This is a genomic window from Comamonas sp. A23 (genome assembly GCF_004522605.1).
GTDB lineage: Bacteria > Pseudomonadota > Gammaproteobacteria > Burkholderiales > Burkholderiaceae_C > Comamonas > Comamonas thiooxydans.
Genome location: NZ_RSDT01000007.1, coordinates 83,343 through 96,747 on the forward strand (window position 1 = coordinate 83,343; position 13,405 = coordinate 96,747).

Annotated in this window: 15 protein-coding genes; 12 read left to right on the forward strand and 3 right to left on the reverse strand. The window is 59.0% G+C overall.

Features of this window, described 5'->3' with window-relative positions; translation table 11 throughout:
• The first annotated feature begins 43 nt into the window (after positions 1–43).
• The gene (locus EIC84_RS16410) at positions 44–706 is read left to right on the forward strand and encodes a S24 family peptidase (protein WP_003069262.1); all 663 of its coding nucleotides are present in this window, start codon (positions 44–46) and stop codon (positions 704–706) included.
• A gap of 398 nt (positions 707–1,104) precedes the next feature.
• Here the strand turns inward: EIC84_RS16410 and EIC84_RS16415 are convergent, their stop codons facing one another.
• Complete coding sequence (locus EIC84_RS16415; RefSeq protein ID WP_003069259.1) at positions 1,105–1,422, reverse strand: hypothetical protein; 318 nt, start codon at positions 1,420–1,422, stop codon at positions 1,105–1,107.
• Between EIC84_RS16415 and EIC84_RS16420 the strand changes: the two genes are divergently transcribed.
• From EIC84_RS16420 to EIC84_RS16460, 10 genes are all read left to right on the forward strand, one after another.
• The gene (locus tag EIC84_RS16420) at positions 1,421–1,687 is read left to right on the forward strand and encodes a hypothetical protein (RefSeq protein ID WP_003069257.1); all 267 of its coding nucleotides are present in this window, start codon (positions 1,421–1,423) and stop codon (positions 1,685–1,687) included. The genes EIC84_RS16415 and EIC84_RS16420 overlap by 2 nt on opposite strands.
• Before the next feature lie 88 nt (positions 1,688–1,775).
• Positions 1,776–2,210: a hypothetical protein gene (locus EIC84_RS16425; RefSeq protein ID WP_131361378.1), complete on the forward strand. Its 435-nt coding sequence runs from the start codon at positions 1,776–1,778 to the stop codon at positions 2,208–2,210.
• A complete protein-coding gene (locus EIC84_RS26015) occupies positions 2,204–2,341 on the forward strand; it encodes a hypothetical protein (RefSeq protein WP_003069255.1) in 138 nt (45 codons plus the stop codon). Before EIC84_RS16425 ends, EIC84_RS26015 begins: the two co-directional genes overlap by 7 nt.
• Complete coding sequence (locus EIC84_RS16430; protein WP_003069253.1) at positions 2,338–2,820, forward strand: hypothetical protein; 483 nt, start codon at positions 2,338–2,340, stop codon at positions 2,818–2,820. Before EIC84_RS26015 ends, EIC84_RS16430 begins: the two co-directional genes overlap by 4 nt.
• Positions 2,820–3,179 (forward strand): hypothetical protein, encoded by a 360-nt coding sequence (locus EIC84_RS16435; RefSeq protein ID WP_003069252.1) that lies wholly within the window; start codon positions 2,820–2,822, stop codon positions 3,177–3,179. The genes EIC84_RS16430 and EIC84_RS16435 overlap by 1 nt, the downstream gene beginning before the upstream one ends.
• Positions 3,166–3,813 (forward strand): hypothetical protein, encoded by a 648-nt coding sequence (locus EIC84_RS16440; protein WP_003069250.1) that lies wholly within the window; start codon positions 3,166–3,168, stop codon positions 3,811–3,813. The genes EIC84_RS16435 and EIC84_RS16440 overlap by 14 nt, the downstream gene beginning before the upstream one ends.
• A 176-nt stretch (positions 3,814–3,989) precedes the next feature.
• Positions 3,990–4,466 (forward strand): hypothetical protein, encoded by a 477-nt coding sequence (locus EIC84_RS16445; RefSeq protein WP_003069248.1) that lies wholly within the window; start codon positions 3,990–3,992, stop codon positions 4,464–4,466.
• On the forward strand, positions 4,463–6,769 hold the full coding sequence (locus EIC84_RS16450) for a ParB/RepB/Spo0J family partition protein (protein ID WP_003069247.1): 2,307 nt from the start codon (positions 4,463–4,465) through the stop codon (positions 6,767–6,769). Before EIC84_RS16445 ends, EIC84_RS16450 begins: the two co-directional genes overlap by 4 nt.
• Positions 6,766–7,023 carry a hypothetical protein gene (locus EIC84_RS16455; RefSeq protein ID WP_003069245.1) on the forward strand — a complete coding sequence of 86 codons (258 nt, stop codon included), beginning with the start codon at positions 6,766–6,768 and terminating at the stop codon, positions 7,021–7,023. The genes EIC84_RS16450 and EIC84_RS16455 overlap by 4 nt, the downstream gene beginning before the upstream one ends.
• A gap of 2 nt (positions 7,024–7,025) precedes the next feature.
• Positions 7,026–7,283, forward strand: coding sequence for an AlpA family transcriptional regulator (locus EIC84_RS16460; protein WP_003069244.1), 258 nt, complete (start codon positions 7,026–7,028; stop codon positions 7,281–7,283).
• Positions 7,284–7,377: 94 nt separating this feature from the next.
• Here the strand turns inward: EIC84_RS16460 and EIC84_RS16465 are convergent, their stop codons facing one another.
• Entirely contained in the window at positions 7,378–8,943 is a 1,566-nt protein-coding gene (locus EIC84_RS16465) for an ATP-dependent endonuclease (protein WP_160162819.1), read from the reverse strand.
• 312 nt (positions 8,944–9,255) lie between these two features.
• Complete coding sequence (locus tag EIC84_RS16470) at positions 9,256–10,545, reverse strand: integrase arm-type DNA-binding domain-containing protein (protein ID WP_003069241.1); 1,290 nt, start codon at positions 10,543–10,545, stop codon at positions 9,256–9,258.
• Between the two features lie 242 nt (positions 10,546–10,787).
• On the opposite strand from EIC84_RS16470, the gene mutS reads away from it, so the two are divergent.
• On the forward strand, positions 10,788–13,379 hold the full coding sequence (gene mutS, locus EIC84_RS16475; protein WP_003069240.1) for a DNA mismatch repair protein MutS: 2,592 nt from the start codon (positions 10,788–10,790) through the stop codon (positions 13,377–13,379).
• Positions 13,380–13,405 lie beyond the last annotated feature (26 nt).

Below are 13,405 nucleotides of genomic sequence, written 5' to 3' on the forward strand. Positions count from 1 at the left end.
GTATGAGTATGCCATACCGATATCGGTACAACAAGGTCAAACAATGTTTGACATGAACAAACCAGCCAATCAGACACTTGTGGACAACGTGGCCTTGCTCATCAAAGGCAAAGCGATTGGACGCCTGCGTGATGAGATGAAGGCTGCAGGCTATGCAATCGGACAGGGAACGCTTGCTCGAATCATTGCGGGCGATACAGGCGTTCGCATGGAGTCAATCCAAAAATTCGCTGACTTCTTTCAGATCAGCACTGGTTCACTACTCCATGAGCCCATCGAAGAAGGCGAGAACGATTTTGTTCCCGTGGCCCGCCTCAGCGTCCAGGTCGGCGCTGGCAACGGCCGGCCAGTTGATGTGGTGACAGAGCTAGGCCTTCTCCAGTTCCGTAGAGACTTTCTACGATCAGCTGGAGTCAGCCCCATAAATTCCGCCGTTGTCACTGTTAAGGGAATGAGCATGGAACCGACCATCCGCGACGGCTCCGTGCTGCTACTAAACCGCGCCGACCGCGAACCACGTGCAGGACAAATCTATGCATTTTCTTGGGATGGAGAAATGCTAGTGAAACGATTCCAGCTTGTTGGAGGCCAGTGGCGCGCGGTCTCGGACAACGCTGACAAGAGCGAGTACCCAGACATCATCATTGATGGCAAGGCTGAAACCCTCATCCAGGGCAGAGCGATTTGGGTAGGCTCAAAACTCTGATCCAATTACCACCAGCAAGGGCCGCAAGGCCCTTTTTTGTTGCCTTTGTACCGAAGCACATGCTGACACACAAAATAAATGTCGCATTCGTACCGATTTCGGTATTGATCTTTCATACCGATATCGGTACATTCCAAACCATCGCAGCAATGTGATGGGCTCCACGGCATCGACCGGGCCAGCCCTGGTCGTTAACAACCTGCTGAGCACATACGGCACCCCTTGGTGCCTTGCCCTGCACCACGCAGGGCAAACCTAAGCGCATTGCTGCCCACGCCAATGCGCTTAGGTTTGTGCCGCGCCCGTGGTTCTTCTCCTCCCTCCCTCTCTTACTTGCCACGGGCTATGCGGCCTTTTATTGCACCCAATAAAAAACCCGCCGAAGCGGGTTGCATGGGTTAGCTCTTTGGTATCGCCAGCCAGTCAGCGTCTGGCGACTCACCATCTGGTCGCTTGATCCACACGATCTTCAAACGGTCCAGCAGGTCGTCCGTTGCCCATGCAGGCAGGGGGCGCCATTCCGAGTCCGGCTGGTGCGCTTTGCGGTCAAACGCAGCCTCATGCGCAGTGTTCGCCAACGCAAATTGCACCAGCTCTTCAGAAGCCAGCTCAGTGATGAGCCGGTGATTGTTCGTGTAAGCAGCTGCTCGCTTCGATTGCGGATCAATCAGCAACGAGTACGGCAGCTTTGATTTTTCTGTAATGGAGATAGCCATGGCAAGAGTCTTTCATATCGTCGGTGGTCAAGGCAGTGGCAAGTCTATGCAAGCCAAGGCTTTGAGCAAGTATTTCGAGGCGCAAGGCCTGCAATGCGCTGGAGTTGATGACCCCAAAAGCGAGTTCATCACAGACCGCGCCGAAGCCCTCACGCAATGGCCGAATGCGGATGTGATCTTTATCGAACACGCACCAGGCAAGCCCTTCCCGACCGAGCCAGGAGACACCATCATCAATCTAGAAGTGGTCCGGTCTCCTCGCTAGTTCCAGACTACTCATTAGCCACTGTATGTGCTCAGCAGGACCAGCCCGCCCCGACCAGGCGGGCTTTTTCTTGCCCAAGGAGCAGAGGATGAGCACCACACAAGCCTGTGCACACGTGTGCACAGTCAACCAGAAAAGATTGATCCCGGTCACAGGATTCGTGGGATTTGCAAATGCAGAAGCCGGAGAGCGCCGCTTCTGGGTTGTCGATCCCCGCCCACCGTCCGACATCCCGCCGCCGAATGCATTGCAGCTTGATGAGGTGCTTCTGCCTGAAACATCTCCGGTATCCGCGCCTAGATTTGTTCCCAGGGACAACTGCCAACTGTCGTATCTGCATAGCGGAGGCTTGGTATGCATAGATCGGCATCGCGCGGCATACGAGCTAGAACACTGCCCTGAGCGAGCCGGCAAATGGGTCGCTCTGCTGGAGCGTGCTGACGAAGCAGGCCGCATATGGAAGCGCACAGCCTTGTGCGTAATGGACGACCACGGCTGGCTGGTGGAGGTGCCCGAATGCTGACCCGCTACATCGTCACCAGCGGCGGCAAGCGCCGCACCACCCTTGCGACCGGCAGCTGCGACGCCATCGCTCGCGCTATGGCCCGTTTCGGCAACGCCCACCCCATCAGCGCACGGAGGGCTGCAGCATGAGCGCAGCACACCTAACCAATCAAAAACTGATGCAGCTGCTGGGCCTTCAAGGTCTGCTCATCACCAGCCTGGACATCGCTTGTCGGATCGGTGAACTCCCACGTGTAACCGCCGCCATCATTCCGCGCGGCACGCCCGAACGGCATGAAGTGGCGCAGTTCCGATTGATCGGCATTGACTACGCCGAAGGCGCTCAGCCCGGCATCGATGAAAGCCAGCCCTTCGATCTGGACGCCATGTGCGAGGCAGCCAAGCAACGCATCCAAGCACAGATCGAACAGAGCGCGGACATGCACCTTTGCGAGATGACCGCGCTCGACGATGACTCTCGCCGCTTCGGGCTGGCCGGCTTTGCAGAAGGCGGATATGTAGCTACCCCCAGTAGTTCCGTTGAGGCATGCATTCGCTCCCTCAACTCCGGCGGGCACCTAGCTGCGGCATTCGAGCGCACCTACGGCCTGCAAAGAAGGGAACCGTGATGCCCAACGCATTGACCGAAACCCAGATCGAACTGAGCGGCGTGCTGTTGCAGGACGCCGAGGTCCGCACCCGCCCCATGGGCGACGACAACACCGCCATGCCAGTGCTCTGCCTGGTCATGCAGACAGACGGCAGCTGCACCGCCCCTGTGCGCGCCGAGCAGGTCTACCCCGCCGCAATGCGTGGCGATGCAGACCGCGCCGCCAAGAGCATGAAAAAAGGCATGCGCGTCACGGTCTGGGCACCCATCGCCCAGCTGCGCACCACGCTGGGCATGTCCAGCCGCATCCAAGTCCACGGCCGTGCCACGAAGGCCAATGCAACCCCACCCAAGGAGGCAACACATGCCCATGCTTGACCCCATCATCGTCGCCCTGACTGGACCCGCCGGCGCGGGCAAGGACACCGTAGCCGACTACCTAGCTGGACACCACGGCTACACAAAGCTGGCCTTTGCCGATGCGCTGCGCGATGAAATTGGCCGTGCCTTTGACGTGTCGATCCAGCTGCTCATCCAGCGCGAGACCAAAGAGCACCCCATGTCAGCACTGGCCCTACGCCGCTGCATAGACAACGAGTTTGTGAATCGGATCTGGGTCCATCTCGACAAACTGGACCTGAGCGCGCCCCGCAGCCCGCGCCAGATCATGCAATGGTGGGGCACCGAATACCGCCGCGCCAACGATCCGCATTACTGGCTCGATGCCTTCACGACGCGATTCGTCAGGGCGCACCGAGACGGCCAGAACCGCTTTGTGGTGACTGATGTACGCAATGCCAACGAGGCCGAGCTGTTGCGCGAGCTGTGCGCCAGCCTGTGGCAGATCACCCGCCCCGGCTTTGCCCCCCAGCCAGGCTCTCACAGCAGCGAAACCACCGGCGCTGAGTTCGCCCCCGACTACCAGCTGGTCAACAACCACAGCATCACCCACCTGCACAAGCAGGCGTATGCGCTGCTGGCCAAGCTCGGCAAAGCCCAGGAGGCAGCATGACCACAGCACCACAAACACAGCACGCCGAAGCATCCCACTCGCGCGAAATGCATTTCTTCCTTGCTGGCTGGAATGGAGCCGTCCTGAATGTTGATGCGACAGAGCATTTCCAAAGAGCCCAAGCTAGCGCGCCAAAGCGCACAGCTGCCCGGACAGCAGGCGCGCACACAGGTTACGTGCTCGCAGATCAGGCCTACAGCGTGCTGCGGCTTCACGAAGACCTGCAAGACGTGTGGCGCGAGGCCAATGCGGTTGACACGGCCATTGGCCGGCCTGACGCGCTGATGAAGAAGCTGACTCGCATTTGTGACGCTGTGGCCAATGCCGCCAATGGATATCTGCCAGCGCTGACACCAGCAGCTCGCGATGTGCTTTCCGAACGCCACCGCCAGATCAACGCCGAGGGCTGGACGCCTGAGCATGACGATGCTTACAACCGTGGCGTTCTGGCTGAGGCCGGAGGCATTTACGCGCTGCACGCCTTCGACCCGCGCCGTTTTAAGGAAGTACCTGAGGGATGGCCTTGGGATGACGCATGGTGGAAGCCGTCCGAAAGCTCGCGTCGCAATCTCGAAAAAGCTGCCGCGCTGATCTTGGCCGAAATCGAACGCATCGACCGAGCTATTGAAGAAGCCAAGGGAGGTGCAGCATGACCGACACCCAAGACACTGTCACCCAGGCCCTGCCCACGCCAGGCGCTGGCGAGCGCATGGACCATGTGGCAATCGTCAGCATTGCCCGCAGCCTGACCAACCCGCGCAAGCACTTCGACCCGGCCAAGCTGCAGGAGCTGGCAGACAGCATCGCGGCCAGTGGCGTGCATCAGCCCATCTTGCTGCGACCGCTGCCCCCGCATCGCCTGGAAGATACGCACCGCGAAGCCCGCGCACTCAAGCAGCCGGCGCCCGAGTATGAGCTGGTGGCCGGCGAGCGCCGCTGGCGTGCCTGCCAACTAGCCAAGGTTGCGCAGATCCCGGCCATGATTCGCCCGATGACGGACGAGCAGGCCCTGGAAGCCCAGGTCATTGAGAACCTGCAGCGCGAGGATGTGACCGAGCTCGAGGAGGCCGAGGGCTATGAGTCGCTGATGAAGCACAGCAAGCTCAACGCTGATCAAGTCGGCGCAAAAATCGGAAAGAGCCGGGGCTATGTCTACAGCCGACTGAAGCTGCTGGACCTGTGCCAGCAGGCACGCGAGGCATTGCGCGAAGGAAAGATTGATTTCAGCCGCGCTCTGCTGGCTGCGCGCATTCCCAATGAGCAGCTACAGATCAAAGCCGTTGACTTCATGACCCATGAAGACTGGCAAGGCGATCTGCCCGGCTACCGCGAATGCGCCAAGCATGTGCAAAAAGAGTTCATGCTGCGCCTGGACACCGCCCGATTCAAGATCGCTGACGCCAGCCTTGTTCCCGCAGCCGGCAGCTGCTTGGACTGCAAAAAGCGGACAGGCGCGGAGCCAGAACTATTCAGCGATATCGACAGTGCAGACGTGTGCACAGACCCCAAGTGCTTTCACGAAAAGTCAGACGCACAGACCACGCTGCTGGTACGCGAAGCCCAGGACAAGGGACACAACGTCATCACCGGCCCGGAAGCTGCAGAGCTGGCCATGGATCACTGGGGCAACACAAAGCTAAAGGGCTATCGCCGCCTAGATTCCGCTGAAGACAGCCCAACCAACGAGCCTCTGCGCAAGATCATTGGCGCGCAGATGGAAGCCGAAGGCATCCAGCCCACCAAGATTGAGCACCCGCGCAAAAAGGGCGAGCTAATCGACGTGCTGCCCAATGAAACCGTGTTGCGTCTACTCAAGATCGTGGACAACCAGGCCCAGGCATCCAAGGAGGTGGCCAAGGAAGTCCGCGCCTTCGCTGACGACAAAAAGGCCAAGGCGAAAGCCAAAGCCGAAGCCAAATTTGAACGTGCTTGGCGCGATGGCTTGATTGATCGCACCTGGACTGAAATCACCAGCAACACGGGCGTGAGGTTCACCACCGATCTGCACCGCTATCTGATGCTGCGCACTGTCCGAAGCCTGTCCAGCGACGATGCTGCGGCCGTGGCCGATGTGCTGGGTCTGGACCGCGTCGGCGCACACAACGCATTGATTCAGCACGCAAAGGAAACAAGCGCCCCGGACCAGCTGCACATGCTCTGCATCATGCAGACAGACAGCCGCGTGAATGACCATAGCTATGGCGACCGCATTGCTAACGAAGGGCTGATGCTGGTATCTGGCGGGGTGTTGAAGGACCAGCTGCAGACAGTCATCAAGGAAGTCAAAGCAGCAGCAGAGGATGAGCACCTACCCAAGCCTGAACCCGCCAAATCTGCCGCCCCGAAGGCCGATCTACCCCAACACCCCGCTGCGCGCGCTGGCGGTGATGGCGGGCAAGGCAAGGCCAAAAAAGGTAAGAAGCCCGCTGCGCAGGCCAGCGAAAAGCCGAAAACCAGCGCTGCGCATGCATCTGCCCAGATCGCTGAGGCGTTGCAGGAGTTGGAAGGATCAGGCGCGGCCGCAGCCGCGCAGGGCATCGAGGGGGCGCCTGTGGCTGTCGCCCAGGCACCCATATCAGGCGCTAAAGCGCAAGGCGACAAAGCAGCCCCTGTAGCCGCCAAGGCGGCTCATGGTCTGCCGCCCTCCCCCGAGATCGAGGACGACTTTGAGTACCCGAGCGATGGCGCACAGCAGCCTGCTGACACGCAGGCTGCGGCCGCTAACGGTGTTCAAGGCAATGCAGACGCGAAGACAGGGGCAACACTGGCAATTGGCTCACGTGTGCAAGTCAATGAATCAGCCACCGGCAAAAAGCAAAAGCCCTGGATTGGCTATAGCGGAACCATCGCCGCACAGCTCGGCCCCGAAGCGTGGGACGTAGACATCGAGCGTGCCCCGCGCTGCAAGCCCCTGCGCGTCTGCTTTCATAAGTCTGAGCTGGAGGTCTCGGAATGACTACCGAAGAGAAGGCCTGCATCGAATGCAATGAGCTATGGCCAAACGATGCGGAGTTCTTCCATCGCGGTCGTGGCAACGTCAACCTGCTCAACGTGTGCCACGCCTGCTACCAGGAGCGCTACCACACGCCTTCGCGCCGCAGCAAGAAGCTCCTGGCCATGCCTGTTGAGTGCTCTGCTGCAGTAGCCCTGCAAAGAGTTTTTCACAACCTGGTCAACACCAGCCAACAACAAGAAAGAAAGCGAGCCTGATCATGGCCACCATCGCATTCAACTGCACTCCCGCCGCGCTGGACAAAGAAATGGCTGCGGCCTACTGCTCGGTAGGCATCACCATGTTTGAGCAAATGGTCCAGGATGGAACTGCTCCGAAAGCCCGCCGTTTCCCCGGTCGCCGCCGCGTTGCGTGGCTGCGCTCAGAGCTCGATGCCTGGCTTGCAGGTCTGCCTCTGTCTGACCTGCTGCCGCCAGATAACACTGGAGCAAGGAAGCCGCGCGGAACAAAGAGTTAGTGCACCAAGAGTGCACGGTGTCGCACTCACACATGAAAACGCCTCATTAAGGCTGAGGGCATTTTCAATCAACACCACCTTGAAGTTCTTACCCCTAGTCAGGCTGAGCAGTGAAATGTGCTATCGCCCTGAGAATCAGTGCCTGCAGCGCCTCCGAGTGCTGCTGATAGTCAGCTGAAAGACGGAAGGCCGTATAACAAATGTTTCTCGCATCACTTACATCCGTCGCAAGCCCAAGTTCGGCCATTTTTCTGAAGAGCGTATGGTGGTCATCATGTTGAAGAGATGCCTCCAAAGCTTCGTGTGGGGCTGTCGCCAAGTAAGCACGAACTAGAAATTTCTCCGGCTTATCAAAAGGATAGATAAAGTCTGCAAACTCTTGTTGGTTTTGATGATAGAAGGAGAACCGAGCGTCGTGCCTGTAATCGCCATCAAAAACGGCGCAGTAACCCAGCTTAGCTCGAAGGAAGGGGAAATTTCGCTGATGTCTCACGTAATCATTCTTGACCTGATCCACAGGCCCTGAGGGGATTACATTCACCATACGCTGTATGTGTGACTCTTGAGCCGAGAGTAAAACGAGCTGCTGAGTGATCAGGAACTGAGCAAGATCGTCTTCACAATACAGTTGAACCAGAGGATGTGCTACCGAGTCCATCTTGCTGCTCGCCGCTTGCATTGATATCCCCGGAGAGCATCGCCAAACACCGTTCACAGCCTCTATGAAGCGCCGCGACCTAGCATCGACCGCCGAAAGCGCAGTCGGTGAATGGGTCGTAAAAATCACTTGCTTCTTATCTTGCCACGCAACTACATGAACGATGTCCAAGACCTTCCTCAGAACTGACGGATGAATTCCGGCCTCAATCTCTTCGATCAAAATGAGGCTGTTCTTCGGACTTTCGATCAGATCTTTTAGCAAGTAGATTACAGCTTCCTCTCCAGAAGCAGCGTTGTAGGTTGAATACACCGCTCCAGCTCGCCTTATGACAAAGCAGCGCCGATTCAGATGCCATCCCGCCTCTTCGATTGATGTGACTGGCGTGTCAAATATGTAGGCGAAAGCTTGAGCTATGTCTGGATGCAGAGGTGCGGTCGCGGCTGCATTTGCCTTACGAAACAAAGAGTCCGAGAACGCACGGGCTGGCAGCAAGCGCTCCAAGTCAACTAAACGCACCTCACGCTGTCGGATCTTCGCGTTAACACGATTTGGGTCAGCGCTCTTTTTTCCAAGCCCGCTCCAAGCACGAGAGGTGTGAAGGCGTTTTCCTACCCCCCCGAATGTCTGACCTGCACGCCGCCAACTCATGCTGTATTGGTAGGTTGCGTTGAAGGTTTCATGTGACGTGAAGGAAAGCACGTCGTTCCAGCCATGATCCCGAACGCCGATGCTGGAGGATGTGGCATCTGGACGCTGGAACCGCTCATGACTACATGCCATAAGCAACAATATGCTTGTTTTTCCGGAACGGTTCGCTCCCGCTATTGCAGTAACTGGATGATCGAACTCTAGAGATAGATTTGAAATGTGTCGAAATCGATCGACTTGAATCGATCTTACGAACCAGGTGAAGCTTGACCCGGGGTTCAAAAAGGTCGAAACATCGCATTCTGCAAGATTACGCTTTGCATCTTTTTTGTTTTGGATTTGTAAAGCCACGCCGCCCTCTCTCCTTATCTAGATCTTTTAAGCAAGACTTCGAAAATTACCCTACACGCGCTCTCGTCAAAATTTTTCATGCAGGAAAATTAGATTATGCGTTATCACCACCCGTCCTAAACATCACAAAGACCGCTTGAACGCCAGCTATCGAAGCGACAACTTTTGATGTGCTAGCGTAATTGCGCTATAGGCTCTAGCCTTGCATCTCACCGCAATGGAATTCATTTCAGGACTCACAACCGAAGAACTCACCATAGTTTTCACTTGGCCTGACTTTGCAATTAAAAGAACATCAGCAATGACAGGAAGCTACTGCAGAACAAGCTGCTCCCAATATTCAGCCAGCCTAGCTAGCCACTCCCGCCGCTCTTTGTCATAGCTATGGCGGTTGTAGACTCCGACGATTCCACTGGGCAAGTGCCCCAGCACCGCTTCGGCCACACCGTCCGGGCACCCCAGCATGGCCAGCGTCGTTCGTACCGTTCGGCGCAGGTCGTGTGGTGCCCATGGCTCAATATCCAGCTTCATCTTTCCATTAGCACCCAGTCGGCCGTTGGTTCCTGGCCGGCTGCACCACGCTGCGACACCTAGCACCTTCTGCTCGACATGAGGCAGAGCCGAACCAGGCTGCGAAGGGAAGAGATGGCCAGCCCCATATGCCGCAATACGCCGGCGCACCAGCACCAGGGCACGGCCCACCAAAGGCACACGCAAATCAGTTGCCAAGTCATTGCGAGCCATCTTCAGCTTGCCACGCGGGATGGTCCACCACCAGCCATCCGACTCTTGCGTGACCTCCTGGCCCATCATCTGAACCAGCTCGGAGCCACGGCAGCCCGTCCACAGGTACAGCGTAAATAGATCATCCAGCAGGCTAGACAAGTTCGGCAAAAATCGGATCAGAGCCACAACCTCAGCGCCTTGTAGTGCGCGAAGGTTTACCCCCTGGTGCTCGCCATCGACGATCTTTCCCCGGCTGCGCAGCTTTCCCTTGAGTATCAGCCGCCACCAATTAGGGGTCTCTTCTGAGATCCGGCCTGCATCGAGGGCATAGTCCCAGGCCGCGCCTAGCTCCGTGCGCAAATTGTTGGCCAGGACAGGCGTGCTCGCACCGACCTTCTCCAGCAGCGCAAACGCGTGCGTGCGCTTCACATCCTCTGGCTTCATGGGCAGCAGAAAATCGCTATAGCCCAACATCAGACGCCGCGTCTCCTTCTGCCCTTTGAGCTTTCGGTGCCGTTCCACATGGCCCTGCAGATAGTCCTCGATCAGGCGCTCGACGGTATAGATACCCTGCGCCTCTTGGAGATGGGCCTTGGCCTTGGCCACCGCGCCGGCACGCTTCTTTTCCTTGGCCAAGTCTTCGCCGGCATCACGCCTGGTGCGCAATTCATCCCATACACCCAGCGCCGCAGCGTAGGTCATGGCAGGCCACTGCCCCATGGCCACCTGGCGCATGCGTCCATCGATGGGGCTTTTATATCTGTACGTCCAAGTCTTTCGCGTGGCAGTAGCCACAAGTCGCAGGCCCGGAGCATCATCGACAATAATGTGCTCCCCAGCCGCCAGAGCCTTGGCCTTCTTCGCATCGAACCCCATGCCGCAGTTCCTGATCGGCGTAGGTTTCCCGAGAGGACCCCAACCAGCTCGGCGTAGATTCATAAAGATCAACGCCAAAAACCTACGCCAAAGTGCGAAGTTTAGATGTGTTTCGGCATGACGTTGACATACTGTATATAAAAACAGCAAGCAATACTAAGTGATTGATTTAAATTATTGTTATGAGTGATTCCTGGTTAAATCAAGCACTTAACGGCGGCGATATCTCTGCACATACACCTATGATGCAGCAGTACTTCAAGCTCAAAGCCGACCACCCCGACACGCTGGTTTTCTACCGCATGGGAGACTTTTACGAGCTGTTCTTTGGCGATGCCGAAAAAGTCACGCGCCTGCTGGACATCACGCTGACCACGCGCGGCCAGACCGCAGGCCAGCCCATTCCCATGGCCGGCGTACCTTTCCACGCCCTGGAAAACTATCTGGGCCGCCTGATCAAGATGGGCGAGTCGGTGGCGATCTGCGAGCAGGTCGGCGAAATCGGCGTGGGCAAAGGTCCGGTGGAGCGCAAGGTCGTGCGCGTGGTCACGCCCGGCACACTGACGGACAGCGAGCTGCTTTCCGACAAGAGCGAAGCCATTCTGCTGGCCCTGCACACCGCCGGCCGCCAGCGCGTGGGACTGGCCTGGATGGCCATGACCCAGGGCCGCATTCACATGGCCGAATGCGCGGCCGATGAACTGGGCGCCTGGCTGTCGCGCATCTCACCCAGCGAAGTGATCTACAGCGCCGGAGTCACCGAGCGCTTCGAGCAAGCCCTGTTTGCCGTCAAGCACAGCGGCGCCATCAGTTGCCCTCTGTCACCCCGCCCTGACTGGCAGTTTGACTCGGGCCTCGGCGAGCGCAAGCTGCTGGAGCTGCTGGGCGCGGCCAGCCTCAAGGCCTGGGAGGCCGAAGGTCTGCCGCTGGCCCATGGTGCCGGTGCCGCCCTGCTGTCCTATGCCGAACATACCCAGGGCCGCAATCTCACCCATATCCACGCCATCCAGGTACAGCGTGACGACGAGCTGATTGCCCTGCCGCTGGCCACGCGCCGCAATCTGGAGCTGGTCAAGACGCTGCGCGGCGAAGATGCGCCCACGCTGTTTTCGCTGCTGGACAGCTGCATGACCGGCATGGGCAGCCGCCTGCTCAAGACCTGGCTGCTGGAGCCCGAACGCAATCGCAAGGCAGCCATGCAGCGCCTGGAAGCAATTGGCGTGCTGCGCGGCACCGGGGCAGGCATGGCCCCCTGGCAAGCCCTGCGCGCCGAGCTCAAGGGCGTGAGCGATGTGGAGCGCATTACCGCCCGCATCGCCCTGCGCCAGGTGCGCCCGCGCGAGCTGGTGGGCCTGTCCAAAACACTGGAAAAAGCGAAGCTGCTGGCGCAGTCCGGACAGGCTCCATCCGCCTATCTGACGCAGATTTTCAGCGACCTGATACCACCCGAAGGCTGCGCCGAGCTGCTGGCGCGCGCTATTCATGAAGAGCCCGCCGCCCTGGTGCGTGACGGCGGCGTGATCGCCACGGGCTTTGACGCCGAACTCGACGAGCTGCGCGCCATCCAGAACAACTGCGACGAGTTTCTGCTGGAGCTGGAGGCCAAGGAAAAGCTGCTCACCGGCATTCCCAACCTGCGCGTGCAGTTCAACAAGGTGCATGGCTTCTATATCGAGGTCACCAACAGCTACAAGGATGCGGTACCCGAGCGTTTTCGCCGCCGCCAGACGCTCAAGAACGCCGAGCGTTACATCACGCCCGAGCTCAAGGCTTTCGAGGACAAGGCCTTGTCGGCCCAGGAGCGAGCGCTGCAGCGCGAGAAGTTCCTGTTCGAGCAGCTGCTCGACCAGCTTCAGCCCCATGTGCCCCAGCTCACGCGCGTGGCCCAGGCGATTGCCGCACTGGACGTTCTGTGCACGCTGGCCGAGCGCTCGCTGACGCTGAACTGGGCCGAGCCGCAGTTCGTCAGCCAGCCCTGCATAGAGATCGAGGCTGGCCGCCACCCCGTGGTGGAAGCACGCATGGCAGAGACCTCCAGCGGCAGCTTCATCGCCAACCACACGCGCATGAATCTCAACACGCGCATGCAGATCATCACCGGCCCGAACATGGGCGGTAAATCGACCTATATGCGCCAGGTGGCCTTGATCGTGCTGCTGGCCAGCATGGGCAGCTATGTGCCCGCCGGCGCCTGCCGCCTGGGGCCCATCGATGCCATCCACACGCGTATCGGCGCCGCCGACGATCTGGCCAATGCCCAGTCCACCTTCATGATGGAGATGACCGAGGCAGCGCAGATTCTGCATTCGGCCACGCCCCACTCCCTGGTGCTGATGGACGAGATCGGCCGCGGCACCAGCACCTTCGACGGACTGGCCCTGGCCAGCGGCATTGCCAGCCAGCTGCACGACAAGACCAAGGCCTTCACGCTGTTTGCCACGCACTACTTCGAGCTGACCGAGCTGCCCGCCAAGGCCAAGGCCGCCGTCAACGTGCATGTCAGCGCAGCGGAGTCGGGCAGCGACATCGTGTTTCTGCACGAGATTCAGGCCGGCCCCGCCAGTCGCAGCTACGGTATCCAGGTCGCCAAGCTGGCCGGTATGCCCGCAGGCGTTCTCAACCATGCGCGCCATGCGCTGGAGGCACTCGAATCCCAGGCCGGCGAGAACGAACTGCAGGTCAATCTGTTCGATGCGCCGGAGCTGGTGGACGCAAGCGCCGCGCCCAGCCCGCTGGATCAGGCCATGGCCGACGTCAACCCCGATGCGCTGAGCCCGCGCGAAGCGCTGGAAGTGCTCTACCAGCTCAAGAAACTGAGCGCCGGCACCGCCTAAGAACACGCTCCAAGCCTTGCGGACTC